This window comes from Aquabacterium sp. A7-Y (assembly GCF_026153205.1).
In the GTDB taxonomy this organism is placed as follows: domain Bacteria; phylum Pseudomonadota; class Gammaproteobacteria; order Burkholderiales; family Burkholderiaceae_C; genus Caldimonas.
Genome location: NZ_JAPFBW010000024.1, coordinates 14,855 through 38,875, shown reverse-complemented (window position 1 = coordinate 38,875; position 24,021 = coordinate 14,855). Strand labels below are relative to the sequence as shown.

Here is a 24,021-nt window from a genome sequence, read left to right as displayed (position 1 = left end):
CCGGCATGAAGCTGTGGGCCATCAGCGACCTGCATGTCGCCCACCCGCTCAACCGCGACGCAGTGCTCAGTTTGCCGGCACACCCGGACGACTGGCTGCTGCTGGCCGGCGACCTCGGCGAGACGCTGGAACACCTCGGTTTCGTGATCGAGACGCTGAGGCCCCGCTTCCGCCAGCTGGTCTGGGTGCCCGGCAACCACGAGCTGTGGAGCCTGCCCCAGGAGGCCGGCGGCGGTGGCCTGCGCGGCGAGGCCAAGTACCGGGCGCTGGTGCAGCTGTGCCGCGAGCACGGCGTGCTGACCCCGGAAGACCCCTACCCGCTGTTCGTCCCGGACGGTGGTGTGCCGCACCTGATCGCGCCGCTGTTCGTGCTCTACGACTACTCGTTCTGCCCGCCCGGCATGGACCCCGACGCGGCGCGCGCCTGGGCGCGCGAGGCCGGCATCGAATGCGCCGACGAGCACCTGCTGCACCCCGATCCCTACCCGTCGCGCGAGGCCTGGTGTGCCGCGCGCTGCGCGCTGACCGAAACACGCCTGGACGCCGCGCTGGCCGGGCATCCCGGGCCGACGGTGCTGGTCAACCATTTCCCGCTGCTGGCCGAGCTGGCCCGGCTGCCGCTGCTGCCACGCTTCAGCCCCTGGTGCGGCAGCCGGCGCACGCGCGACTGGCACCGGCGCTTCCGTGCCGCGGTGGTGGTGTCGGGCCATCTGCACATCCGTCACCAGCGTTTCATCGACGGCGTGCGTTTTGAAGAGGTGTCGCTCGGCTACCCTCGCCAATGGCTGCGCCATCCGGGGGCGCAGGCGGCGCTGCGACAGATCCTGCCCGCGCCCGCGGAGAGAACTCATGCCATGGGAGCGAACCAATGAGAGAACTCAAGGGAAGCTGTGTGTGCCGTGCGGTGGAGTACACCGTTCCGGACGCAATGAAATACGCCGGCTGTTGCCACTGCTCGGAATGCCGGCGGTTTTCAGGCTCGGCGTTCTCCGCCTTCGGCGGGGTGCCGATGCAGGCCTTGCGCGTGACGCGGGGCGAGCAGAGCCTGTCCCGCTACGCCAAGAGCGAGCACACCGTGCTGGTGTTCTGCCGGCACTGCGGTTCCAGCCTGTATGCCGAGAAGCCGCTGCGCTCGATGATCCACCTGCGGCTCGGCAGCCTGCTCGACGCGCCCTCGTTGCGGCCGCAGTTCCACTCCTTCGTCGCTTCCAAGGCGCCGTGGTACGACATCGACGACGGGCTGCCGCAGTTCGAGCAGGGCCGGCCGGCGCCGTCGTCCTCCTGAAGCGCGGCGCTGCCGGTCCTTTTGCGCGTCCTCAGGGCCGCGGCACCACCGCCCATTGCGGGCCGATGCTGTAGTCCGGTTTCACGGACCTGGCGGCAAAGACCGCCCATGCTTCGCGGGCCTGGGGCAGCCCGAAGGTCGCCGCGACCGCCAGCGCGGGCTGCAGGTTGGACGGCATGCCGGCCTCGTAGCTGGCATAGCCGGTCATCTCCCCGGCGAGCCAGGTGCGGCCGCTGGTGGCCGTGCGCCAGTCCGCCTGGGCCTGGCTGCCGCAGGGCTGGTCGAGGTACTTCAAGCCGGCCGGGTGCACCGGCAGCGCGTTGCTGCCGCCGGTGAGCTGGCCGTCCTGGAAGGTGGCCGCATACACCTCGGCCAGGCTGCCGAAGAGCGGGCCTTTCGTGCCGGTGGGGCGCACCGCCATCGCATAGGCGGCGCCATCGACCCAGCAGAAGCCGGGGGCTGTCATGCGCCCGACCGGGAACTTCGCCTTCCACGCGAGCAGCGGCTGCGCATCGGCGAAGCCGAGCTCGGCCAGGTGGCCGACGCTCCAGGTGAAGAAGTCGTCCTGCCATGGGGCGAGGCCGGTGAGGTCGCCGGCCGGGGTGCCGTAGACGATGGCATTGAAGGCATAGAGCCCGGTGCCGTCGATGACACCCAGCGCATTCGGCTGCCCTTGCGTGTAGTTGGCGTTGTAGTAGGCGAGGTTGTCGGCGACGCGCCCGACGAAGTAGGACTTCATCGGATGCTTGTCGGGTGTGATGTAGGCGGTCTGCCCCAGGGTGCGCAGCGACCAGGCCTGCCCACGCACCTGCTGGGACGCCACGATGCCCTTGCCGGCCTGCCGATACCACGGGTTCATCAGCAGCAGGTTGTAGTTCGCCCAGAACTGCAGTTCCTCCAGGTGGTAGTGGTCCCCGGTCACCAGGTAGGGCAGGTAGCTGAGCGAGGGCTGGTGGGCCGTGTCGGGTGAATAAGGCGAGCTGCAGGCGTCGGCCGTGGCGCAGGGCGGGAAGGCCTCGCTCTTGCGGGTGGCGGGGTTGACCTTGTCGCCGGGTGTGCCGAGCAGGGCCATGTAGGGGTACTGCAGGATGCTGGCCGGCAGCCCGGTGGCCTTGTCGCGGTAGTGGATCGACCAGCTGCCGGCCAGGTCGCTGGTGCCCAGCGTGACGTCCCGGGCCCGCGCATCCTGGCTCAGCAGGTACATCGCGGCCCATTGCGGCAGCGGTGCGATGTCGCCGCGGCCGCCGGTGGTGGGCATGTAGGGCGTGACGATGCCGACCCCCATGGGCTCCTTGTCGGCATCGGTCCAGCGGCTGGCCAGTTGATCCAGCGCGGTGGAAGACACCGTGATCGAGGTGTCGTAGCTGGGCAGCGCCCGGGACGCGATCAGGTAGACGGGATCGTGGCGCAGGTGGACTTGCGGCGCCTCGCCCCACCAGAAGGTCTTGCGCCAGCGGGCGTGGTGGTAGTGGGTGAGGCCGGTTTTCGTGTAGACCGGCTGCCCGCCGACCCGAACCTCGACGTCGTAGACGAGGTTCTGCGGATCGGGCTCGTAGGCCCAGTTGTTCTCGATCACCACGTCGACGCGGGCGCGGCCGGTACCGGGGTAGTGCCGCACCGCGAAGCGGGCGTTGAGATGGGGATGGGCCGCGCCCTGCGCCGTGGTCAGCGGCGCCGAGACCAGCCATTCGTCGGCGATCGGCCCCGCCAGCCAAGGCGTGCGGTCCGCGGAGCGCAGCAGTGCATCGGCCGACGCCAGGTAGCTCACACCGCCCAGCCGGACCTGCACCGAGGCCGTGAAACCCTGGTCGAGCAGATCCTCGGGATCGCCGGCGGCCGTGGCGCGGCGCTCGGCCAGGCTGAGCAGCGTGAGGGTTTGCGTCTGTCCGTCCGCGAGGCCCGGCAGCACGGTGGAGATCACCGCGTGCCGCAGCGAACCGTCGGCATGTGTGGCCTTGGCGTCCAGCTGGACCGGCAACTGCCGGCCGTCGGGCAGGCGCAGCGCCAGGCCTTGCGATGCGGCGATGTGGCCGGGGGGGAAGGTCTGGCCGAAGCTGATGGGGACCGACGCCTGGTCCGAGGTCGAGGTGCTGCGCACTTGCAGCGTCGTCAGTGCACTGCCGACGGCGGGAGGAACATCGCTGCTGCCGTTGCTGCGGTCGTGGCCGCCCTCGTTATCTCCGCTGCTGCCACCGCCCCCGCCCCCGCAGGCCGCAAGCGTGGCACACAGCAGCAGGGTGGCGAGCAGGCGGCACCGGCTGCCGGTACCGCGTTCCGGGATCGTTGTTGTCATCTCACCCCTCCTGGACGACGGGGGGCGTCGCCCTTGTTCTTGTTGCTTGGCGCCGATTCTCGTCGGCGACGGTTCCCTGCACCTGTGAAATTGTTCACAAGCGGCCGATGGCCCGCCGGGCGGCGCGAAAACCGCGTCGTGCGGTCATGGGGCCGATGCGTGTCGCCTGCAACCGCTCCCTGCGGCGCCGGTTCAGCGGCGGCGCCGGCCCGGCTCGCGGTGCGGCTGCCGTTCGTGCTCGTCGAGCGCCAGCAGCAGGCTGGTGCGGTGCAAGCGCGCCACCTCCTGCCAGTGCAGCCCGGTGAGGGCCGCCTCCAGTGCCCACAGCAGGTTGAGGCTGACCCGCGCGCCGCTGCGCCTGGCCTGCGCGTAAGCGGCCACCGACCCGAGGCGGCGCAACTGCTCTACCGAGGTGATGCCGGCGCGCGACAGCGCCTGCTGCGACGCCGGGCCGAGGTGGGGCAATTCAGCCAGCGAGCTCATCCGGCGAAGGCCGCGTCGCGGTACATGACATCCGTCCGCAGCACGTACTTGACGCCGGCGCCGACCGCCGAGCCCTGGTGGCTCAGCCGGTGCGGAAAGACCAGCGCCATGCCGGCCCGGGGCTGCACCGTGTCCCAGCGGAACTCGGTGTGGCCACCGATGAAGTTGTCGTTGAGGTAAATCATGAAAGTGAGCACGCTCTCCTCGTGGGCCGAGCGCCGGAAGGTACCGTCCTGGTGCCACTTGAAGTACTGCTGCTTCTCGTAGCGGTAGAAGCGCAGCCGTTCGTTGAAGCCCTGCAGCTGCCAGCCGTCGAGCAGCGCAGGCAGGCCGGGCTGCGCCTTGTCGTACAACCAGTGTGCCAATGCGGCATCGTCGAAGACGATGCGGTCGTTGTTGCGCGTTTCCTTGAGCAGGCGGTCTCCGTCGTCGGTGCTGATCACCGCCTCGCCGTAGCCCATGGCCTCGCTGCGGGCGATGAGCCGGGCGCACTCCTCGGGGTTCAGAAAGTCGGGGAGCGTGAAGACACCGGCCCCCCCTTGGTTCGATCTTCATGGCACGCTGCCTGGGTCGGAAGGCCGCAAGAATACGTCACGTCCCGGCGGCCCCGGGCGATACTCCGTCGCAAAGAGGGAAACCACACCATACCGAGGGGTCGGCATGAGGATACAGAGGACATGGCGGCGAGCCGCCGCGGCGGCACTGCTCCTGATCGGGGCGGCCTGGCAGGCGCAGGCCGGGGACGCGGCGCCGCCCCCGGCGACACCGGCCGCGGCGCCGGGCGGGCGGGCCTGTCCGCCCGATGCCCGGCCGCCCACCGAGGCCGAGATGCGCAGCGGCATGGCGGCGGCCCGGGACCGCGGCTTCCTGTGGCGCATCGAGCGCGACGGGCGCACCTCCTGGCTCTACGGCACCATCCATCTCGGGCGCCCGGACTGGATCTATCCCGGCCCGGCGTTGCGCACCGCGCTGCAGGGCAGCCGGCAGCTCGCGATGGAGCTGGACCTGAGCGACCCGGCCGTGCTCGAGAAGCTCCGGCAGCCGCCCTCGGGCCCGGCCCCGGCCTTGACCGCGGCGCTGCAGCAACGCCTGTCGGCCCAGGCCGCCGATGCCTGCCTGCCGGAGGCGCAGCTGGCCGCCCTGCACCCGGTGCTGCAGGTCGTCACGCTGACCGTGCTGGCCGGCCGCCGCGACGGCCTGCATCCCGCCTGGGCCCAGGAGTCCGCGCTGTTGGGCTGGGCACGGCAGCTCAAGCGCCCCGTGACCGGGCTGGAAACCCCCGAGCTGCAGCAGGCCGCCCTGATCCCGGACGACCCGGCCGACAGCGTCGTGCTGCTGGAGCAAGGGCTCAGCCAGCTCGAAGATGGCCGGGCCCGTTCCCTGCTGCTGCGCCTGGCCTCGGCCTGGGAGCGCGGCGATCTCGACGAGCTGGCGAGCTACGAGCAATGGTGCGACTGCATGAACACGGCCGAGGAGCGGGCCACCGTCGACGCCCTGCTCGGCGACAGGAACCCCGCCATGGCGGAGCGCATCGCCGCCCTGCATGCCCAGGGTGAGGTGCTGGCCGCGGTCGGTGCCTTGCACATGACGGGCGACCGGGCGCTGCCGGTGCTGTTGCAGAAAAAGGGCTTCCGCGTGGAGCGGGTCGTGTTTCCCCGGGCGGGGGCAGCGCGGGCCGGGGCGCCGGGCGGGAGGGCCCCGTGACCTTGTCCGGCCCGGCCCGGCCCGGCCGGGCACGGGCGTCTAGGCCCTCCGCCCGATCGCGCCGGCGCCTGCCGGCGACAGCCGTCTCAATGTGGCGGCCGCAGGACTTGTCCCGCGCTCTGGTCGCTCGGGTCCAGCTCGCCGGTCACGGCCGGCCGGCTGCGGGCGCGCTCCCAGGAGGCACGCACGGCCGGCGCGGCTTCGCGCCACTCCAGCGGCGAGTCGCCGCGCGCTTGGGCCCAGCCTTGCTCGAGTGGACTGGCCACATCGTTCCAGCTCTGCGCCGAGGCATGCCGGCGATGGCCGTCGCTGCCGTAGCGATAGGCGGGTGCGTAGTGTTCGTAGGGGCGCTCCGGGGCCGCATAGGGCTGGGCCGCATGCTGGCTGCGCCGATGCGTGTCGTCCTCGTCGACCGGCAGACCGGCGGGCCGGCCCGCGGCGCCGCCCATCGCGGCGCCGGTGGCGGCACCGACGACCGCGCCGGCCAGGCTGCCGACGGGGCCGGCCGCCATGCCGCCGACGACGCCCGCGGCCATGCCGGCCACACCGCCGGCAAGGGTGCCTGCGGGATGCTGGCGCAGCGCCTCCTTGGCGGCGTCCAGGGCGCCGCCCGGGGCGGGCGAGGTGCTTGTCTTGTGCTGGGGATGGGGCATGAGCAGCTCCTGTGTGGGTGCCGGGCGTGCCCCGGCCTGCACAGGACCTGCAAACGCCTTGCCCGCCCTTTCCGGGGCTTGCCGAAGGTGGCGCTCAGCCGCCCGCCTTGGCCTTGATCGCAGGGGCCGGCGGCAGCTCCTTGGCCGCCAGTTCGCGGACCTGGGTCACCAGCTTGTTGTGGGCATCGAAGAAGGCGGCGGCGATGACCTTGCCCTCGTTGGTGTTGCTCCAGCCCATGCCGCCGGCGCCGCCCAGGCGGCCGAAGGCCAGCCCGCCCAGGCCCAGGTCGGTGGTGCGGGCCGCGCCGGTCGCTGCGGCGAGCTGCTCGGTGGTCTCGTTGTCGGTGAGCAGCAGGGCCACCTGGGCTTCCTTGAACTTCACCTGCTCGGCCAGCCCCGCGAGGCCGGCGATGTCGCGCAGCACCGGGATGGCGGCAATCACGCCGGCCAGCCCGCGCCCGGCGTCCTGCTCGCTGAAGGTCAGGCTGGGCACCAGGGTGTACTGGGCCTCGTAGCCCTTGCCCTTGGCGACGGTGGAGTTGGAGCGGAGGATGCCGGCGTCCTTCAGCTCCTGCTCCTGCACCGTGCTGCGCAGGCCGGCGGCGCGGTCGACCACCCGGAAGCAGCCGCTTTGCTGCGCGATCAGCCGGATCAGCGGCACCGGCGAAGCCGGCAGCTGGTAGTTGGCGTGCAGGGTGTAGCCGTGCGGGTTCTCCGCCAGCGCCAGGGTCGCCACCGGCGCGTCGCAGCGCACCAGCTCGGCCGCCGCGCCTTGTGCGCCGGCCGGCCCGGCCGACCCGGCCACCACCGAGCCGCCTTCGCCCAGCTCGGTCTTTTTCTCTCCGCAACCCGCGGCTGCCAGGGCAGCCAGCAACAGGGTGACGCCGACCCGCTTGTTCATGTCCGATCCCTCACTTTTGCCTCCGCAGCGGAGGCGGCTTGTTCGTGTTGAGCCGGAATGATGCCAGCGAATCGGCCGCGCGCTGCCCCCTCAAAACGGGGCAGACGCGAGCCCGCCGATCCTGTGGGCAAGCGTGTGGACAAGCGCTGGACAGAAGGTGGGCCGCGGGTGGATAAGCGGTGGACGACATGCGCCGGGCGCTGCGGCCGGTCGGCGTGCAAGCCGCGTCGGGCCTGGGCTGCAGGGGATTCAGCGGGAACCCGGGTGGTCCATCCGGGGCTTTTCCATGCCGGCCGCTGGTGCGTCCCGAGGCGCCGCCGCGGCAGGATGCCGAGCGGGGCCTCGCGTGCCTGTGGGCAACACTGTGGGCAAGCGGTGTGGCGGGTGGGGAAAGTTGTGCCGCACTTTCGCCGGCGGGCAGGCGGGGCGGGCTTTCGCGGAAAATGCGGCGGCGTCGGGCCGACGCTCGGGAAACGCAGGGTCAGGCCCGGACCCGGTCGCTGCTACGGATGCGGCCGCCGAGCCGAGCCGCGCCATCCACAGCTCGTGTGGAAGGGCCTGTGGAAAAGCTGTAGGGTGATCACGCCGAGCCTGTGTTGATGCGGCTTGTCATCAAACTGCCTTCTTCTTGTGCAGTTCCAGCTCCTCGCGCGCCTGCGCGGCGATGTCGTAGCACTTGAGCCGCGCGGCCGGGTCGAACACCTGGGAAGTGATCATCAGCTCGTCGGCGCCGGTGCGCTCGATGAAACTTCGCAGCTGTTCGCGCACCGTGCCCGGTGCGCCGACCGCCGAGCAGGACAGCACGTGCTCCAGCATCGCCTGCGCCTGCGGGTCGAGCCGGTCGCGGTAGCCCGCCACCGGCGGCGGCAGCTGCGCCGGCCGGCCGCTGCGCAGGTTCACGAAGGCCTGCTCCACCGAGCTGGCGAGCCAGGCCGCTTCCTCGTCGGTGTCGGCGGCGAAGACGTTGTAGCCGAGCATCACATAGGGCTGGGCGAGCTGCGCCGAGGGCCGGAACTGGGCGCGGTAGGTGGCGATGGCCGCCATCATCTGCGCCGGCGCGAAGTGCGAGGCGAAGGCATAGGGCAGGCCCAGCGCCGCGGCCAGCTGGGCACCGAACAAGCTGGAGCCCAGGATCCACAGCGGCACCTGCAGGCCGGCGCCCGGCACCGCGCGCACCGCCTGCCGGGGCGAGCCGGCGAAATAGTCCATCAGCTCGACGACGTCCTGGGGAAAGGCGTCGGGGTCGGTCGCGAGGTTGCGGCGCATGGCCCGTGCGGCCGCCGCGTCCGAGCCGGGGGCGCGGCCCAGGCCCAGGTCGATGCGGCCGGGGTAGAGCGACTCCAGCGTGCCGAACTGCTCGGCGATGACCAGCGGCGAGTGGTTGGGCAGCATGATGCCGCCCGCGCCGACGCGGATCGTGGCGGTGGCGCCGGCCACATGGCCGATCAGCACCGCCGTGGCGGCGCTGGCGATGCCGGGCATGCCGTGGTGTTCGGCGAGCCAGTAGCGCCGGTAGCCGAGCGCCTCGGCATGGCGGGCCAGGGCGACCGAGTTGCCGAAGGACCGGGCCGCGTCGCTGCCCTGGTTGATGGGTGCGAGATCGAGAACGGAAAACGGAATCATCTGTCCCAGGTGAGGGCCGTGGCGCCATCGTCAAGGCCCCGCAGGACGCCAAGTAGGGAGGGCGCCTTGAGCGGCGCGGCTTTTTACAAGGCGGCCTGGCGGCGCTCCTCGCCCTGGTGCAGCAGCTGCACGAAGTCCTCGTAGAGCAGCAGGTTGCCGTAGCCGCTGAGGTGGTCGGCATCGAAGTACAGCGGCCGGCCCTGGTGCGAGGCCCGGCAGACGGCGCCCGGACAGAGCCGGTCGAAAGGGTCCCACACGGTCACGCCGCTGGCCACGCGGGTCAGCCCCTGCATCGCCTCCACCACCGGGGCGCGCAGCGCCTGCAGCTGCTCGCGCTCCATCTGCAGGCCCGGGCGGCAGATCGGGTTGGAGGCATTGAACCAGTCCGAGCAGCGGAAGGCCGGCGCCTTGAAGAGCGGTGTCGGCGCCACGAAGATCACGCGCACGCCGCGCTCGGCGACCGGGCGCACCCACTCGCTCGCCTCTTGCGTGCCGAGCGCGCGGCGCTGCGCGGCTGCCTCGCCGCGCACCGAGGCCAGCACTTCGGCCTCCGAGAAGCTGGCCCACTGGTCGGCGAAACGTTTCACACGCAGCGAGGGCAGCAGCACGGTGTCGCCCGGTCGCAGCCGGGCATGCAGGTGGGCCGTGGCGGTTTCGGCGTAGTCCTTGCAGCCGTCGGCGGCGGGTTCGGTGATGCGCAGGAAGGGGCAGCCCGGGCGGGTGTAGACGTGGACCTCGTAGTTCTGCTCGACCGAGAGTTTGGACAGCAGTGTGCTCAGCGCCGTCGAATGCGAGTCGCCGAGCACGAAAAGCCGGCGCACGTCCTGGCAGCCCGGGCGCCCGTAGGTGGTGATCTGGCCGCCGGGCAGCGCGCTCTTCTCCTTGACGCTCTTGCACCCCGAGCTGTCCTCCGTGACGCTGCGCAAGGCCCATTCATAGGGGTACCAGTCCTGCTGCTCGCGTGTGGTGCTCAATGAGACATAGGGCTGTGCGAAGGCGCTGGCCAGCACCAGGCCGGCCGAGACGGCCGCCGTGGCGGCGGCCCCGAGCACCAGCTGGCCGGGCGGGCGCGACTGCAGCGCCCGGCTGTGACGCAAGGGGCGCTCCAGCCACCGGTAGGAAGCGATCGCGAGGCCCAGCACGAGGGCGACGGCCAGCGCCTGCCAACGCGGCTCGTCGAGGCCGACGGTCCAGCGCAGCAGCACATAGACCGGCCAGTGCCAGAGGTAGAGCGAGTAGGAGATCTTGCCGATTCCGGTGAGCGGGGCCCAGCCGAGTGCGCGTGTCAGCCGGCTGGCCCGGCTGGCCGGCGCCACCACGCCGTCGATGAACAAGGCGGCACCCAGCGTGGCCGGCAGCGCCCAGGGCATGGGGAAGGCCTCGCGCTGCGACCAGCCCAGCGCCAGCGCCATCAAGCCGAGCGACAGCCCGATCACCGCGGGCTGCGGCAGCAGCCGGCCGGTCAGGTAGCGGCCGCCGTGGTGGGCCTGGAACAGCAGTGCGCCCAGGCCCAGTTCCCAGAACCGGCTGGCCAGGCTGTAGTAGGCCATCAGCCCGTCGCGGCCCGAGACCACGATGCAGTAGGCCAGCGAGGCTGCCATCGCGGCGATCAGCAGCAGCCCGCCACCCCGGCGCCGGCCGGGTGCGGCATCGAGCGAGCGCAGCCACAGGTAGTAGATGAGCGGAAAGGCGACGTAGAACTGTTCTTCGACACCGAGCGACCAGGTGTGCGTCGCGGGGTTGAACTCGCTGCGCGGCGAGAAGTAGGCGTCGCCCGACGACATCAGCGAGAAGTTGCTGAGCCCGGCGAAGGCCAGCAGCAGCGTCTTGGTGTTGGACTGGCTGAGCCAGGAGCCGGGGATGAACAGCGCGGTCGCGAGTGCCGTCACGAGCAGGCAGGCCACCAGCGCCGGCAGGATGCGCAGCACTCGCTTGTCATAGAAGTGCAGCAGGAAGGCCTTGAAGCCCAGGCCCCGGTTGCGCAGCAGCGCGCCGCTGACGACATAGCCGGAGATCACGAAAAAGATGTCGACGCCGGCGAAGCCGCCCGGCAGCCAGGCGCCGCTCAGGTGATAGACCAGAACCGCCACGACAGCGAGCGCGCGCAACGAGTCGATTTGCGGGATATAGCCAGGGCTGCCGTGCGTCATCGGCTTCTCGATCGAGTCAAAGTTGGGAGGGGGGTGAGGAGGCGAGCGCGGAGCTTCGCACGTCAGGCGGCTGGTTGACGGGACAGATTTCCAGCGATTACGAGTGATACCTCGTTCTCCCCGAACGAGGTAGACAGAAACAAGCTACTTCAGAGCGGAAGGGATTGATGAAGCACTGAAGTCGCCCGGCGGACCTGACGAAGCTGAAGAGAAGAGGAGGCCGGACATCGCCCGCGCCCCTGCCGGGCAGGTGGGGCGTCGGGTGCACCGGCGCTGGCGGCGCGGCGCACCCGGGTTGCACGCTGCTCAAGCGCCGTAGAGGAAGTCGCTCGAGTCCAGGGTCGCTGCCGCCGCCACCGAGACGCTGCCGAGCAGCAGCGCATCGCCGCCGATCCCGGCCGTCGGGTTGTACCAGACCTGGCCGTCCAGGGTGTTCACGTAGATGCCGCTGCGGTCTGCGGCGTTGCTGCCGTCGTGTCCCTCGCCGCTGAAGAAACAGTGCGCCTTCAGGACCGCGCCCGCGACATTGCCGCCGTCGAACACCAGACCCCGGATGCCGGGGGCCAGCGCAGCGTCGAGCCGCGAGTCCATCAGGTCGGGCAGCAGGATGCTGTCGTCGGCATGCAAGAAGTCGGTCAGCGTGTCGTGCTCGAAGCCGTCGGGGATGCCGAACACGAAACGGTCGGCGCCGGCGCCGCCGGTCAGGCTGTCGCGCCCCGACTGGCCGACCAGAATGTCGTTGCCCGCGCCGCCATGGAGCACGTCGTCGCCGTCGTCACCCAGCAGGGTGTCGTTGCCGTTCATGCCCCACAGCGTGTTTTTCGAGCCGTTGCCGCTGATCACGTTCGCCAGGCTGTTGCCGCGGCCGTCGGCGTCGCCGGCTTCGACCGTCAGGGTCAGGTTCTCGAGGTGCTTGCCCAGCGTGTAGCCGCCCTGGCTGTGCACGGTGTCGACGCCGCCGCTGCGGGTCTCGATGATGGTGTCCTCCGGGTCGCTGTAGTACACGTCCTGGCCGCGCCCGCCTTCGAGCCGGTCGGCGCCGCCGCCGCCGTCGAGCCGGTCGTTGCCGTCTCCTCCGTACAGCCGGTCCTCGCCCATGCGCCCGTACAGCAGGTCGTTGCCGGCGTCGCCCATCAAGGTGTCGTTTTCGCCGTAGAGGTCCCCGTCGGCCCCGCCCATCAACAGGTCGTTGCCGTTGCCGCCCCTCAAGGTGTCGTTGCCGTCGCCGCCCCACAGCTCGTCGTTGCCGTCCAGCCCTGTCAGGGTGTTGTCGTTGAAGTTGCCGCGTAGCGTGTTGTCCAGGCCGTTGCCGCAGCCCTCGCGCGCCGCCGGGCGCATCTCCGTCGAGCCGTCGGGCAGGGTGACGAGCTCGGTCGGCGTGCTGTCGAGTTGCAGGTCCTCGACGTGGTCGGGCAGGGTGTAGCTCGCCAGCCGAGAGGCGACCCGGTCCTCGCCCTGGCCGCCCTGCTCGACCACCTGGTCGCCGGCCGAGTTGATGTGGTAGGTGTCGTCGCCGCTGCCTCCGGTGAGGTGGTCCTCGCCGCCTGACCAGTTGGCGTTGAGCGTCGAGGACAGGTCGCTGCTGGTGTCGACGAGCACGTCGTCGGAGTCGGTGCCATTGAAAACTGCCATCTGAACCTCCTTGCGTTGAACCTCAGATGATCGGAAGCGTGCCCCGGCAGACGACCTGCGAGTACCCGCCGGGAAGCTGGCGCCTCCGGGGTGTGCCTGTGCGTCGGACGCCGGTGTTTCGGAGGGCCGGCGACCACACAGGGCCGCAGAAAGAATCGGACAGGACCCGCCGGCTCGCCACCCTCATCAAGGGGGGCGGCCGCCCGAGCGGCGCGGGGCCTCGTAGCCGCTGGCCAGGAGGGTTTTCCGCCTCAAGCGAGAGGATCGTCCCCACCCAGATCGCGCTGCCATTTTGTTTGGGCTCCTTGCAAATGCCGCCGGGCCGGCGCTGCCGGGTCTGGCGCGCGACCGGGCCCCCTCCGGACAACAAGAAGAAACGGCAAGACAGATGGCACAACGGTATCGCTGGGGCCTGCTCGGCACCGGCTGGATTTGCAACGAAATGGCCGCGGCCCTCGCGCGCGTCGCCTGCGGCTCTCAGCGGGGCGCGAGGTCCGTGCGCATTACGGGATAGAGCTTGAAGCGCTCGTCCCAGGACGAGTGGCGGCGATAGAAGAACTCGAGCCGGGCCGCCGGGCTCTTGGCGAACTCGGGGTCCTCGGCGATCTTCTTCCGGAACTCTGCAGCCAGCTGCGGATCGGCCGCCAGCTGCTCGCGTGCCACCGCCTCGGCGACATAGGGCTCCATGTACTCCTTCATCTCGAAGGCGGTGTTGAACTCGCCCCAGGCCACCAGCGCGTCGGGCGCCAGCGGCTCGAGCAGGGCCATCACCAGGCGAGCCTTGGGCTGGCCCACCGGCACGAACAAGGCCCCGGCGCCGACGTCGCGCGTCTCGGGCTTCCAGCTGCCCTGCAGCGCGAGACGGTGGTGGCCCTCGTTCGACTCGGTGCTGAAGGTGGCCTTGTCGGCGCGGAAGGTTTCGACCTGGGCACGCGGCAGCGCACTGCGCAGGTCCCGGAACACGATGCCGTGCTGCCTGAGCTTGCGGCCCACCCAGGACGCATGGGCGGCCGGCACCAGGTAGCCCGCCTTGGGCGCGTTCACCGTGACGCTGGGCTGCACATCGTCACGCAGCGCGAGCTTCCAGATCTGCGGTTTTGTTTCGTCGTAGCGGGTCATCAGCGCCCCCGAGATGTCCGACGGCGTGCGGGTGTACGCGTAGCCGCGGAAGTCGATGGTGCGCGCCTTGTCGGTGGCCTTGTAATCGAGCGCGACCGTCTGGCCGCCCAGGCCGCTCGAGCGCTGGTCGGCCGCAGCGGCGGCGCGGGACCAGCCGGCGCCGTTCGCGGCGATGCGCGTCAGCACCGAGACCACGGTGTTGCGGGTGATCCTCACGCGGGTGGGATAGTCCTTCCACGAATGCGTTTCCACCAGCATGCCGAAGCGGTTGCGCAGGTGGAAGTAACCGGTCGAGTAGCGCGGCGGCGAGACGTTGACGGTGACGCCCGAGCTGGGATCGTCCTCGACGTCGAAGGAGGGGTAGAAGGACAGCGGCAGGGAGCCCTGCGCCGCCAGGTCGGCGATGACGCCATCGCGAAACTCACGGCCCGCCTGGCGCAACTCGGTGTCGCTGGCGTAGACGGGCTCCACCTCGATGGCGATGTCGTGCTCGAACTGGGCCCCGTCGGTCACATGCAGGTCGATGTAGGCGAGCGGGTCCCACTCGTTGACCAGCCGCAGCATGGCCTGCATCTCGGGCGCGTCGGCCTTTGCGTAGTCGCGGTTGAGGTTGTAGTTCTGCGCCGTCGTGCGCCAGCCCATCTCCTCGGGTCCGCGCTGGTTGGGTCGGTTCCAGCGGCCGAAACGCTCGTGGCCGTCGATGTTGAAGACCGGCACGAACAGCAGCACCTGCTTGTCGAGCGCGCCGGGGGCGGCCTGGCCGTCGAGCACCTGGCGCAGGGCCAGGAAGCCGGCGTCCTTGCCGTCGATCTCGCCCGCGTGGATGCCGCCCTGGATCAGCACGACCGGCAGCTTGCGCTCGCGGGCCGCCCGCGAGCTCAGCGCGCCGCTGCGTGAGACGGCCAGCGCCATCATCGGCCGGCCCTCGGGCGTGCGCCCGAACTCGAAGCAGCGCACCGCCTTGGGATAGGCCTTCTGGTACGCGGCGCACAGGGCCAGTACCTCGTCATAGCGGCCGGTCTTCTGGAAGCCCGAGCGCTCGGCGATGGTGGTCAGGGCGGGGGGCGCGGAGGCCGGGGCGGCGGAGGCGGGCGAGGCCAGGGTGGCTGTCAGCAGGGCGAGGACGGACGTGGCACGCAACATGTATCGGTTCCCTTGGGAGGTGGGGGGTGAACGAGCAGCGGACCGCCGGTGCTTGTGGCACGACGCCGTGCACGACCCGGTCACGAGGCGCGACGATGGAGCGGCTGGCGCGGCGGTTGACGGGAGGCCCGGGCTGCCGCGCGAGGGCTGGGTCCGGGCGACTGCGAGGGTACGTCAAAGCCCCTCGGGAAAGTGCTTCCATTGCCCGTAAGTACGGGCCGCGCGCTCTGCCGCGCGGATTCCTAGCCGCCAGCCCGCTTGACGCTCCAACCACGACCCTGCAGGCGCTCGATCACCCGGTCGCAATGGTCGCCCTGGATCTCGATCACGCCGTCCTTGACGGTTCCGCCGGAGCCGCAGGCGGTTCTCAACTGCTTGCCGAGTTCGGCCAGTGCCTCGCCCGCGAGCGGCACGCCTTTGATCACGGTGACGGCCTTGCCGCCGCGGCCCTTGCTCTCGCGCCAGACCCGGACCTTGCCGTCGCCGGCCGGTGGTTCGGGCCGGCGGGCACAGACACATTGGACTTGCGGCCGCCGGCATTCGGGGCACATGCGGCCGCCCTCGGTGGAGTAGACGAGGCGAGCGGTCTTGCTGCTGTTGTTCATGGCGCTGGGAGATAGAGCGCCGATGATAGGCGCGGCGCCGCACCGGCAGGGGCGCCGCGGCGATGGTGCTCGCCTCGGTGTAGCGAACCTCAAAAGATGTGAAATTTCGTTGCCTCATTGGGGGTAGGGGCGGCCGGGCGCCTTGCGGCACACTGGGTGGGACTCAGCTGCGGAGTACTGCCATGACGCTCGCCCGATCCCCCCTGCTTGTCGCCCTGCCTGCCGCGCTGGGCGCGGCGCTCCTTTTTTCCGCTGCGGCCGAGGCCGCCCTGCCGGTGGGCGCCGCCGCGCCGGACTTCACGACGCAAGCCGCGCTCGGCGGCCAGGACTTCGGTTTCTCCCTCGCCGAGGCCCTGAAAGAAGGGCCGGTGGTGCTGTACTTCTACCCCAAGGCCTTCACCAGCGGCTGCACGCTGGAGGCCCATGCCTTCGCCGAAGCCACACCGGCCTTCGAGTCCCTGGGCGCCCGCGTGATCGGCATGTCGAACGACTCCATCACGACGCTGAAGCAGTTTTCGGTCGAGGCCTGCCGCAACAAGTTCGCCGTCGCCGCCGACCCCGGCGCCCGCATCGCGAGGCAGTACGACGCCGCGCTGGCCAGCCGACCCGATACTGCCGACCGCATCTCCTATGTGATCAGTCCCGAGGGCCGCATCCTGGACGTCTACGCCAGCAAAAATCCCGAGGGGCATGTGCAACACATGCTCAAGGCCGTCGAGACGTGGCGGGCCGGCAAGGGCCGTTGAGCCCGGCATGGCGAACCGCGGCGCCGGCGGCCGGTGTGTCGCCCGACAGGACGGTGGTTCGCGTTGCCGCGACGCGGTCCGGCCTCAAGCCCTAAGATGGAGGCCGGGCCATCCGGCCCTCATGCCACAGGGGAGCACCGCAATCATGAAGCCAGTCCGATGGGCCTGCGTCGCCGCCGCCGCGTCCGCCCTCTGCCTGCCCGCGCAGGCCGAATCGCTGCGCTGCAACGGCCAGATCTCCGAGGTCGGAGAATCCAAGCTGTCCATCCTGCAGAAATGCGGCGAACCGCTGCTGAAGGACAGCTACTGCAAGCCGGTCCACCAACGCACCCCGATCGTGCCGACGGTGCCCGGCAGCACCGTCGTGGCAGTGCTGCCCTGCGAGCAGGTGGACGAGTGGGTCTATGACCGCGGGCCGGGGCACCTCACCGCCACCGTGAAGTTCGAGTCCGGCCAGGTCACCTCGATCGAGTACGGGCGGCGCCTGCAGCGCTGAGGTCGCTTTCGCCTTCACTCCCGGCCGATGTCGAAGTTGTGGTGGCTGGTCGGTCTGCTGGCGGCGCTGCTGGCCGGTGCCGCATGGTCGGTGCGGGCCGGCCTCGTCGACGTACCGGATGAATGGAACCCGTGGGCGCCCTTGCGCATCGGGCATCCGCCTACGCTGTTGACGCGGCTCAAGCTCGCCCGGCTGTCACAGGACGCAGCGGCCTGCCGGGCCGTGCTCGGCAGCAGCGCGCTGCGCTGGCAGCCGCTTGCCGACCGGGAGGACGCAGCGGGCTGTGGCCTCCACAACGCAGTCAGGATCAGCGCGACCAGCGTGTCGGTCGGCCCCCCTTTCGCGCTGTCGTGCCGGGCCGCGGTGTCGCTGGCCCTGTGGGAGCACCACGTCCTGCAGCCGGCGGCGGTGCAGCACCTCGGCAGTCCGGTGCGCCGCATCGAGCACCTCGGCAGCTACGCCTGCCGCAACGTCTATGGCCGCAGCGAAGGCCGGCGCAGCCGGCATGCCAGCGCCGACGCACTCGACATCGCCGGCTTCGTGCTGACGGACGGGCGGCGCGTGTCGCTGCTGCGCGACTGGCAGGCTGGCGGAGCGCCGGCCGACTTCCTGCGCGAAGTGGGTGAGGGCGCCTGCCGCTATTTCGACGGCGTGCTGGGGCCCGACTACAACGCGGCGCACCGCCACCACTTCCACTTCGAGCGCAGCGGCTTCAGGATGTGCCGCTGAGGAGGCGGCATCGCTCAGCTCGCGTCGTGGAAGATCAGGCCCAGCGTGTGGCGCTGCCCGGAGCGCAAGCGGCTCACGCCGTGCCGCATCATCACCCGATAGGTCCCGCGGCTGCCCGGCACCGGCCGGTGGTGCACCGCGAACACCACCGCATCGCCCTGGCGCAGCGGCACGACCTCGGGCCGCGACTGTAGGCGCGGCCGCTGCTCGGTGAGCACGAATTCGCCGCCGCTGAAGTCGCGTCCCGGCTCGGACAGCAGCACCGCCACCTGCAGCGGGAAGACCTGCTCGCCGTAGAGGTCCTGGTGCAGGCAGTTGTAGTCGCCCGGGCCGTACTGCAGCAGCAGCGGCGTCGGGCGCCGCTGGCCGGCGGCGTGGCAGCGCCGGACGAAGGCGGGGTGGTCGGCCGGAAAGCGCTCAGGCAGCCCCAGGGCCTCCTGCCAGCGGTTGGCGAGCGGCGCCAGCTGCGCATACAGCACGCTGCGCAAGCCGTCGATCAGCGCCGGCAGGGGATAGGCGAAGTACTTGTATTCGCCGCGGCCGAAGCCATGGCGTGTCATCACGACCCGGCTGCGGAACAGCCCGTCTTCTTGATAGAGGGCCGCCAGCGCCCGGCAGGTGTCGGCATCGAGCAGCCGCTCCAGCAGGGCGCAGCCCCGGTCGTCCACTTCGTCGAGCAGCCGCGTCCAGTCCAGCGACGCGACCTGCTCGACGCGCGGATCGGCATCGAAGGACGGCGCAGGCGGGGGCCGGCTCGACCCACTCACGCCTGGCCCTCCCGCTCCAGCTCGAGCAGCGCCCGCTTGCGCTCGACGCCCCAGCGGTAGCCGGACAGCCCGCCGTCGTGCCGCACCACCCGGTGACAGGGGATGGCCACCGCGAGCGCGTTGGCGCCGCAGGCCTGGGCCACCGCCCGCACCGAGTTCGGCTGCCCGATGCGCCGGGCCAGCTCGGTGTAGCTGACCGTCTGGCCCGGCGGGATCTGGCGCAGCGCCTGCCAGACGCGCTGCTGGAAGGCGGTGCCGCGCACGTCCAGCGGCAGGTCCAGCCCGAGCGACGGGGCCTCGACGAAACCCACCACCCGGGCCACCAGCCGTTCGAAATCGGCATCCCCGCCGATCAGCCGGGCACGCGGGAAGCGGTCCTGCAGGTCGCGCGCCAAGGCCTCCGGGTCATCGCCCAGCAGGATCGCGCAGACGCCCCGTTCACTCTGTGCCACCAGGATGGCACCCAGCGAGCTTTGCCCGATCGCGAAGCGGATCTCGGCATCGCTGCCGCCGGCCCGCCACGCGGTCGGCGTCATGCCCAGCAGCTGCGGGGCGTGTTCGTAGAAGCGGCCGTTGGAGTTGTAGCCGGCGTCGTAGATCGCTTGCGTGACCGTCTCGCTCGCCTGCAGCTCCTTGTGCAGGCGCCTGGCCCGCTGCGCCTGGGCATAGGCCCGGGGCGTGAGGCCGGTGGCCTGCTTGAAGAGGCGGTGCAGGTGGGAGGCGCTCTGCCCGGCGCGCCGGGCCAGCTCGCCCAGGCTGGGCGGCGTTGCCGCGGCCTCGATGTAGCGGCACAGCTCGGCCACCAGGGCGGCGTTGCGCTCGGCCGGCGGCGGGCCGTCAGGCCGGCAGCGTTTGCAGGGGCGGAAGCCGGCGGCCTCGGCGTCGGCGGCCGTCGCATGGAAGCTCACATGCTCGGGGCGCGCGGTGCGCGCGCCGCAGGAGGGGCGGCAGTAGACCCCGGTGGTGCTGACGGCGTAGAAGAACCGGCCGTCGGCCTGCGCATCGCGCGCCAGGACGGCGGGCCAGCGCGGGTCGCCGAGGGTGGCGGCGGCGCGCCTGTCCTTGCTGCTGGTGCTGGTCTTGGTCATGGGGCGTCCTCTGGAGCTCGGATGGCGTCGATAAGGGGTCACTCTAACGAGCGGTCCGAACCCGCGCACTCCGTCTCTTGCTTTCGAATTCGGCCATCGCGCAATGCCTCGCGCACGCGGCTTGCCGGGGAGCTGCGGCGCTACCCCGGGACCTTGCATGAAGATCGCGACCTTCAACGTCAACGGCATCAATGGCCGGCTGGAACGCCTGCTCGAATGGCTGCAGGAGGCCGAGCCCGACGTCGTCTGCCTGCAGGAGCTCAAGGCCCCGAGCGCCAGCTTTCCGGCGCAGGCCTTGCAGGACGCCGGCTACGGCGCTGCCTGGCTGGGCCAGCGCGGCTTCAACGGCGTCGCGATCCTGGCGCGCGGCGCCGAGCCGGTGGTGACACGGCGGGCCCTGCCGGGTGATCCCGCCGACAAGGAGAGCCGCTACCTGGAGGCGGCGGTGAAGGGCGTGCTGGTGGCCTGTCTCTACCTGCCCAACGGCAACCCGCAACCGGGGCCGAAGTTCGACTACAAGCTGGCCTGGTTCGAGCGCCTGATCGAGCACGCGGCCGCCCTGTTCGGCTCGGGAGCGCCGGTGGTGCTGGCCGGCGACTTCAACGTGGTGCCCACCGATGCCGACATCTATGCCAGCACGTCGTGGGACGACGACGCGCTGCTGCAGCCGGAAAGCCGCGCGGCCTTCGCCCGGCTGCTCGCGCAGGGCTGGACCGATGCGGTCCGCCAGCGGCACCCCGATGCGGCGATCTACACCTACTGGGACTACAAGCGCAACCGCTGGGCGCGGGATGCCGGCTTGCGCATCGACCACCTGCTGCTCAACCGCGAGCTGGCGCGCCGGCTGCGGCAAGCCGGGGTGGACCGCGAGGTGCGCGGTCGCGAGGGCGCGAGCGACCACGCGCCGGTCTGGATCACGCTGCGCTGAGGCGCGGCCGGCAAAGGAAAAGTTTCATGCACCTGGAAGGCTCCTGTCACTGCGGCAAGGTGCGGTTCAGCCTGGAATCGTCCAGCCCGGTGCCCTTCATGCACTGCCACTGCTCGATCTGCCGCAAGACCGCGGGCGGCGGCGGTTATGCCATCAACCTCGGCGGCGACGCCACCACCTTGAAGGTGCGTGGCCGCCAACATGTCTCGGTCTACCACGCCGTGATGCGCGAGCCCGGCAAGCGCACCACCCGCTCGCCGGCCGGGCGCCATTTCTGCGCCTTGTGCGGCAGCGCCCTGTGGCTCTGGGACCCGCGCTGGCCGGAGCTGGTGCATCCGCACGCCTCGGCCATCGACACCCCGCTGCCCAGGCCTCCCGAGGTGGTCGAGGCCGGGCTCGACTTCGCCGCGCCCTGGGTGGACGTGCCCAAGGGGCCGCGCCACCGCCATTGCGCGCTGTGGCCCGAGGAGTCGCTCGAAGACTGGCACCGCCGTCACCGGCTGCTTTGCCCTGAGGACAAGGGCGCACCGGTTCAGTCGCGCGCGCAGCGCAGCCAGCGATAGCCCCAGGGTTCCAGCTCGCATTTGTAGTGCCCGTCCTCCTGCACCTCGTGGCGATGGTCGGCCAGCACGTCGTGCACGGTGCGGCCGGGCGTTGCGGGAGCACCGTCGAGCGACAGTGGCAGCAGGAACTTGGCCCGGCGTGCACCGAGGTTGTGGATCGCGAACACCGTCGAGTCGCCCACGTCGCAGCGGTGCGCCAGCACCTCCGGGCGCCCGGTGTCTATCCAGGTGCAGGCGCCGGTCCCGAACTCCGGGCATTCCTTGCGGCGCCGGATCACGCGCTCCAGCCAGTTGAGCAGCGACTGCGGGTCGCGCCGCTGCGCCTCGACATTGACCGTCGGGTAGCCGAATTCCCCCTCCGCGACCGGCGGCAGGGCCAGGCGTTCGGGCGGCGCCGTGGAGAAGCCGCCGTTGGCGCCGGCGGTCCACTGCATCGGCGTGCGCACGCTCTCGCGGTCGGGCAGGCTCAGGTCGTCCCCCATGCCGAGCTCGTCGCCGTAGCGCAGCACCGGCGTGCCCGGCAAGGTCAGCATGAGGCTGTGCGCCAGCTCGAGCCGGCGCCTGTCGTTGCCCAGCATGGGCGCCAGGCGCCGGCGGATGCCGCGGCCGTAGAGCTGCATCGAGGGCTCGGGCCCGAAGGCGCGGAACACCTCCTCGCGCTCCTTGTCCTGCAGCCGGCCGAGGTCCAGCTCGTCGTGGCTGCGCAGGAAGTTGTTCCACTGGCACCACGCCGGCAACGGCGGCAGCTCGGCATAGGCCTTGAGGATAGGGCTCGCGTCCTTGCGGGCCAGGGCCAGGAAGAGGTGCTGGTTGACCCAGAAGTTGAAGGACATGTGGATCTTGTCGCCGTCGCCGAAGTAGTCGGGCACCTGCTCGGGCAGCAGGTTGGCCTCGGCCATCAGGCAGCTGTCGCCGGCCAGGGTCTGCACATGGTGGCGCAGCTCGCGCAGGTAGTCGTGCGGGTCGGCCTGGCCGTCCTGCGGCAGGCCCTTGAGCTCGATCAGGAAGGGCAGGGCGTCGACCCGGAAGCCGGTCACGCCCAGGTGTAGCCAGAAGCCGGTGATCTTCTCGATCTCGCGGCGCACGGCCGGGTTGGTGATGTTGAGCTCGGCCTGGTGGTTGTAGAAGCGGTGGAAGTAATAAGCCTTGGCCTCGCGGTCCCAGGTCCAGGTGGTGTGCTGCTCGCCGGGGAACACGGTGCCCTCGGCGGCATCGGGCGGCTGATCCTCCGACCAGACGTAGTACTCGCGGTAGGGCGAGGCCGGGTCGCTGCGGGCGGCCTGGAACCAGGGGTGGTCGATCGAGGTGTGGTTGACCACCAGGTCGATCATCACCCGCATGCCCTTGTCGCGGGCGCGCCGCGAGAACTCGACGAAGTCGCCCAGCGTGCCGACGCGCGGATCGACGTTGTAGTAGTCGGTGATGTCGTAGCCGTTGTCGCGCATCGGCGAGGGGTAGAAGGGCTGCAGCCAGATGCAGTCCACATTGAGCCCGGCCAGGTAGTCGAGCCGGTGGCCCAGGCCGACGAAGTCGCCGATGCCGTCGCCATTGCCGTCCGCGAAGGTCTTCACGTCCAGGCAGTAGATGATCGCGTTCTTGTACCAGTGCTCAGCCATGTCGCTCCCTTTGCGAAGTGGTGCCCCAGGTTGGCCTCAGCGGCGTCGCGGCGGCGCAGGCCGGCTCACGACTCGTCCACCAGGGCCGGCTTGTCGCGGCCGCGCACGCCTTCGGCCGGCTGCAGCTGCGCGAAGATGAAGGCGGCCATGGCCGACAGCAGTCCCACGCAGACATAGGTGGCGTGAAAGGTCGAGACCACCGCCGCGCTGCCTGCGCGCTGCTGATGGCCGCCGAAGGCCGTCAGCAGCACGCCGGCGGCGGCCACGCCCAGGCTCATCGAGAGCTGCATCACCACCGACAGCAGACTGTTGCCGCTGCTGGCGGAGCGTTCGTCCAGCCCGGCCAGGGTCAGCGTGTTCATCGCGCTGAACTGCAGCGAGTTGACGATGCCGAACAGGCCCAGCTGCAGCAGCAGCTGCAGCTGCGGCGCGCCCCGCTGCACCAGCGCGAAGCTGGCGATCGTCGCGGCCAGCAGCAGGGTGTTGGCCACCAGCACACGCCGGTAGCCCAGGCGCTTGATGAGGCGCTCGGCGAAGGCCTTGGAGAACATTGCGCCCAAGGCGGCGGGGATCAGCGTCATGCCGGCGGCGGCGGGGCTGTAGCCGAGCCCGACCTGCAGGAACAGCGGTGTCAGGAAGGGCATCGCACCGCTGCCCAGGCGCGCGAACAGATTGCCCAGCAGGCCGACCGAGAAGGTCGGGATCCTGAACAGCGCCAGCCCGAACAGCGGCTTGGGGGTGCGCGCCGCGTGCAGCCAGTAGCCTGCGAGGCAGGCCGAGCCGGCGGCCAGCAGCAGCATCAGCGCCGGCAGTCGCCGCCCGCCTTCGCCCAGGCCCTGCAGCGCCAGCGAGATCAGCACCATGCCGGCGCCGAACAGCAGGAAGCCGGGCAGATCCAGTCGGGCGTCGGCAGAGCCGGGCAGCGCCGGCATGTGGCGCGAAGCCGCGACCGCGCCGACCAGCCCGACCGGCAGGTTGATCAGGAACACCCAGTGCCAGCTCGCCACCTCCACCAGCCAGCCGCCCAGCGTGGGGCCGACGAGCGGCCCGACCAGCCCCGGCAGGGTCACGAAGGTCAAGGCGCGCAGCAGCTCCTCGCGGGGGAAGGCGCGCAGGATCGCCAGCCGCCCGACCGGCAGCAGCAGCGCGCCGCCGGTGCCCTGCAGCACACGCGCAGCCACCAGCTGCGGCAGGCTGCCTGACAGTGCGCACGCCAGCGAGCCGAGCGAGAACAAGGCGATCGCCGACAGGAACACCGGGCGGGTGCCGAAACGATCGGCCAGCCAGCCCGAGGCCGGAATCAGCAGGGCCACTGTCAACATGTAGGCGACCACCACCGACTGCATGCGCAGCGGGCTCTCGTGCAGGTCGAGTGCCATGCGCGGCAGCGCGGTGTTGAGGATGGTGGCGTCCAGCGTTTGCATGAAAAACGCGATCGCCACGAGCCAGGGCAGGGTGCGTCGGTCGGCGGGATCCATCGTGGTCCAGCGTGAAGCA

The 24,021-nt window shown here is 70.9% G+C and carries 22 protein-coding genes; 8 read left to right on the top strand and 14 right to left on the bottom strand.

From position 1 onward, the window contains the following. Positions 1-5: 5 nt before the first annotated feature. A complete protein-coding gene (locus OOT46_RS20560; protein WP_265405501.1) occupies positions 6-872 on the top strand; it encodes a metallophosphoesterase family protein in 867 nt (288 codons plus the stop codon). Further along, positions 869-1,285 (top strand): GFA family protein, encoded by a 417-nt coding sequence (locus OOT46_RS20555; protein WP_265405500.1) that lies wholly within the window; start codon positions 869-871, stop codon positions 1,283-1,285. The genes OOT46_RS20560 and OOT46_RS20555 overlap by 4 nt, the downstream gene beginning before the upstream one ends. A 31-nt stretch (positions 1,286-1,316) precedes the next feature. Here the strand turns inward: OOT46_RS20555 and OOT46_RS20550 are convergent, their stop codons facing one another. The 3 genes from OOT46_RS20550 to OOT46_RS20540 form a co-directional block, all read right to left on the bottom strand. Then, positions 1,317-3,578, bottom strand: a complete 2,262-nt coding sequence (locus OOT46_RS20550; protein WP_265405499.1) for a hypothetical protein — start codon at positions 3,576-3,578, stop codon at positions 1,317-1,319. A gap of 192 nt (positions 3,579-3,770) precedes the next feature. Continuing rightward, complete coding sequence (locus OOT46_RS20545; protein WP_265405498.1) at positions 3,771-4,061, bottom strand: TfoX/Sxy family protein; 291 nt, start codon at positions 4,059-4,061, stop codon at positions 3,771-3,773. Next, positions 4,058-4,522, bottom strand: a complete 465-nt coding sequence (locus OOT46_RS20540; protein ID WP_322114273.1) for a 2OG-Fe(II) oxygenase — start codon at positions 4,520-4,522, stop codon at positions 4,058-4,060. The genes OOT46_RS20545 and OOT46_RS20540 overlap by 4 nt, the downstream gene beginning before the upstream one ends. 199 nt (positions 4,523-4,721) lie before the next feature. Here OOT46_RS20540 and OOT46_RS20535 point away from each other — a divergent pair, with 199 nt between their 5' ends. Then, complete coding sequence (locus tag OOT46_RS20535; protein WP_265405497.1) at positions 4,722-5,765, top strand: TraB/GumN family protein; 1,044 nt, start codon at positions 4,722-4,724, stop codon at positions 5,763-5,765. Positions 5,766-5,851: 86 nt separating this feature from the next. Here OOT46_RS20535 and OOT46_RS20530 read toward each other — a convergent pair whose 3' ends face one another. The 7 genes from OOT46_RS20530 to OOT46_RS20500 form a co-directional block, all read right to left on the bottom strand. Beyond that, a complete protein-coding gene (locus OOT46_RS20530; RefSeq protein WP_265405496.1) occupies positions 5,852-6,418 on the bottom strand; it encodes a hypothetical protein in 567 nt (188 codons plus the stop codon). A 94-nt stretch (positions 6,419-6,512) separates the two neighbouring features. Continuing rightward, positions 6,513-7,319, bottom strand: a complete 807-nt coding sequence (locus OOT46_RS20525; protein WP_265405495.1) for a CsgG/HfaB family protein — start codon at positions 7,317-7,319, stop codon at positions 6,513-6,515. Between the two features lie 612 nt (positions 7,320-7,931). Beyond that, the gene (locus OOT46_RS20520) at positions 7,932-8,942 is read right to left on the bottom strand and encodes an LLM class flavin-dependent oxidoreductase (RefSeq protein WP_265405494.1); all 1,011 of its coding nucleotides are present in this window, start codon (positions 8,940-8,942) and stop codon (positions 7,932-7,934) included. 83 nt (positions 8,943-9,025) lie between these two features. Further along, the gene (locus OOT46_RS20515) at positions 9,026-11,092 is read right to left on the bottom strand and encodes an acyltransferase family protein (protein ID WP_265405493.1); all 2,067 of its coding nucleotides are present in this window, start codon (positions 11,090-11,092) and stop codon (positions 9,026-9,028) included. A 306-nt stretch (positions 11,093-11,398) separates the two neighbouring features. Next, positions 11,399-12,724 (bottom strand): calcium-binding protein, encoded by a 1,326-nt coding sequence (locus OOT46_RS20510; protein ID WP_265405492.1) that lies wholly within the window; start codon positions 12,722-12,724, stop codon positions 11,399-11,401. Positions 12,725-13,201: 477 nt separating this feature from the next. Next, positions 13,202-14,986, bottom strand: a complete 1,785-nt coding sequence (locus tag OOT46_RS20505; protein WP_265405491.1) for a M14 family metallopeptidase — start codon at positions 14,984-14,986, stop codon at positions 13,202-13,204. A gap of 242 nt (positions 14,987-15,228) precedes the next feature. Beyond that, positions 15,229-15,591: a translation initiation factor Sui1 gene (locus OOT46_RS20500; RefSeq protein WP_265405490.1), complete on the bottom strand. Its 363-nt coding sequence runs from the start codon at positions 15,589-15,591 to the stop codon at positions 15,229-15,231. A 182-nt stretch (positions 15,592-15,773) separates the two neighbouring features. Between OOT46_RS20500 and OOT46_RS20495 the strand changes: the two genes are divergently transcribed. From OOT46_RS20495 to OOT46_RS20485, 3 genes are all read left to right on the top strand, one after another. Then, complete coding sequence (locus tag OOT46_RS20495; RefSeq protein WP_265405489.1) at positions 15,774-16,337, top strand: peroxiredoxin; 564 nt, start codon at positions 15,774-15,776, stop codon at positions 16,335-16,337. Positions 16,338-16,482: 145 nt separating this feature from the next. Next, positions 16,483-16,833 carry a DUF2845 domain-containing protein gene (locus tag OOT46_RS20490; RefSeq protein WP_265405488.1) on the top strand — a complete coding sequence of 117 codons (351 nt, stop codon included), beginning with the start codon at positions 16,483-16,485 and terminating at the stop codon, positions 16,831-16,833. Positions 16,834-16,860: 27 nt separating this feature from the next. Next, positions 16,861-17,562: an extensin family protein gene (locus OOT46_RS20485; RefSeq protein ID WP_265405487.1), complete on the top strand. Its 702-nt coding sequence runs from the start codon at positions 16,861-16,863 to the stop codon at positions 17,560-17,562. Positions 17,563-17,576: 14 nt separating this feature from the next. On the opposite strand, the gene OOT46_RS20480 is transcribed toward OOT46_RS20485, so the two are convergent. Together OOT46_RS20480 and ada are read right to left on the bottom strand one after the other, a co-directional pair. Beyond that, complete coding sequence (locus tag OOT46_RS20480; RefSeq protein ID WP_265405569.1) at positions 17,577-18,257, bottom strand: 2OG-Fe(II) oxygenase; 681 nt, start codon at positions 18,255-18,257, stop codon at positions 17,577-17,579. 68 nt (positions 18,258-18,325) lie between these two features. Beyond that, complete coding sequence (ada, locus tag OOT46_RS20475; protein WP_265405486.1) at positions 18,326-19,417, bottom strand: bifunctional DNA-binding transcriptional regulator/O6-methylguanine-DNA methyltransferase Ada; 1,092 nt, start codon at positions 19,415-19,417, stop codon at positions 18,326-18,328. A gap of 157 nt (positions 19,418-19,574) precedes the next feature. On the opposite strand from ada, the gene OOT46_RS20470 reads away from it, so the two are divergent. Then, entirely contained in the window at positions 19,575-20,345 is a 771-nt protein-coding gene (locus OOT46_RS20470) for an exodeoxyribonuclease III (protein ID WP_265405485.1), read from the top strand. A gap of 26 nt (positions 20,346-20,371) precedes the next feature. Beyond that, positions 20,372-20,908, top strand: coding sequence for a GFA family protein (locus tag OOT46_RS20465; RefSeq protein WP_265405484.1), 537 nt, complete (start codon positions 20,372-20,374; stop codon positions 20,906-20,908). Here the strand turns inward: OOT46_RS20465 and OOT46_RS20460 are convergent. Then, positions 20,878-22,524, bottom strand: coding sequence for an alpha-amylase family protein (locus OOT46_RS20460; protein ID WP_265405483.1), 1,647 nt, complete (start codon positions 22,522-22,524; stop codon positions 20,878-20,880). The two genes, OOT46_RS20465 and OOT46_RS20460, sit on opposite strands and share 31 nt — an antisense overlap. Before the next feature lie 65 nt (positions 22,525-22,589). Next, positions 22,590-24,002 (bottom strand): multidrug transporter subunit MdtD, encoded by a 1,413-nt coding sequence (mdtD, locus tag OOT46_RS20455; RefSeq protein ID WP_265405482.1) that lies wholly within the window; start codon positions 24,000-24,002, stop codon positions 22,590-22,592. Between the last annotated feature and the right edge of the window lie 19 nt (positions 24,003-24,021).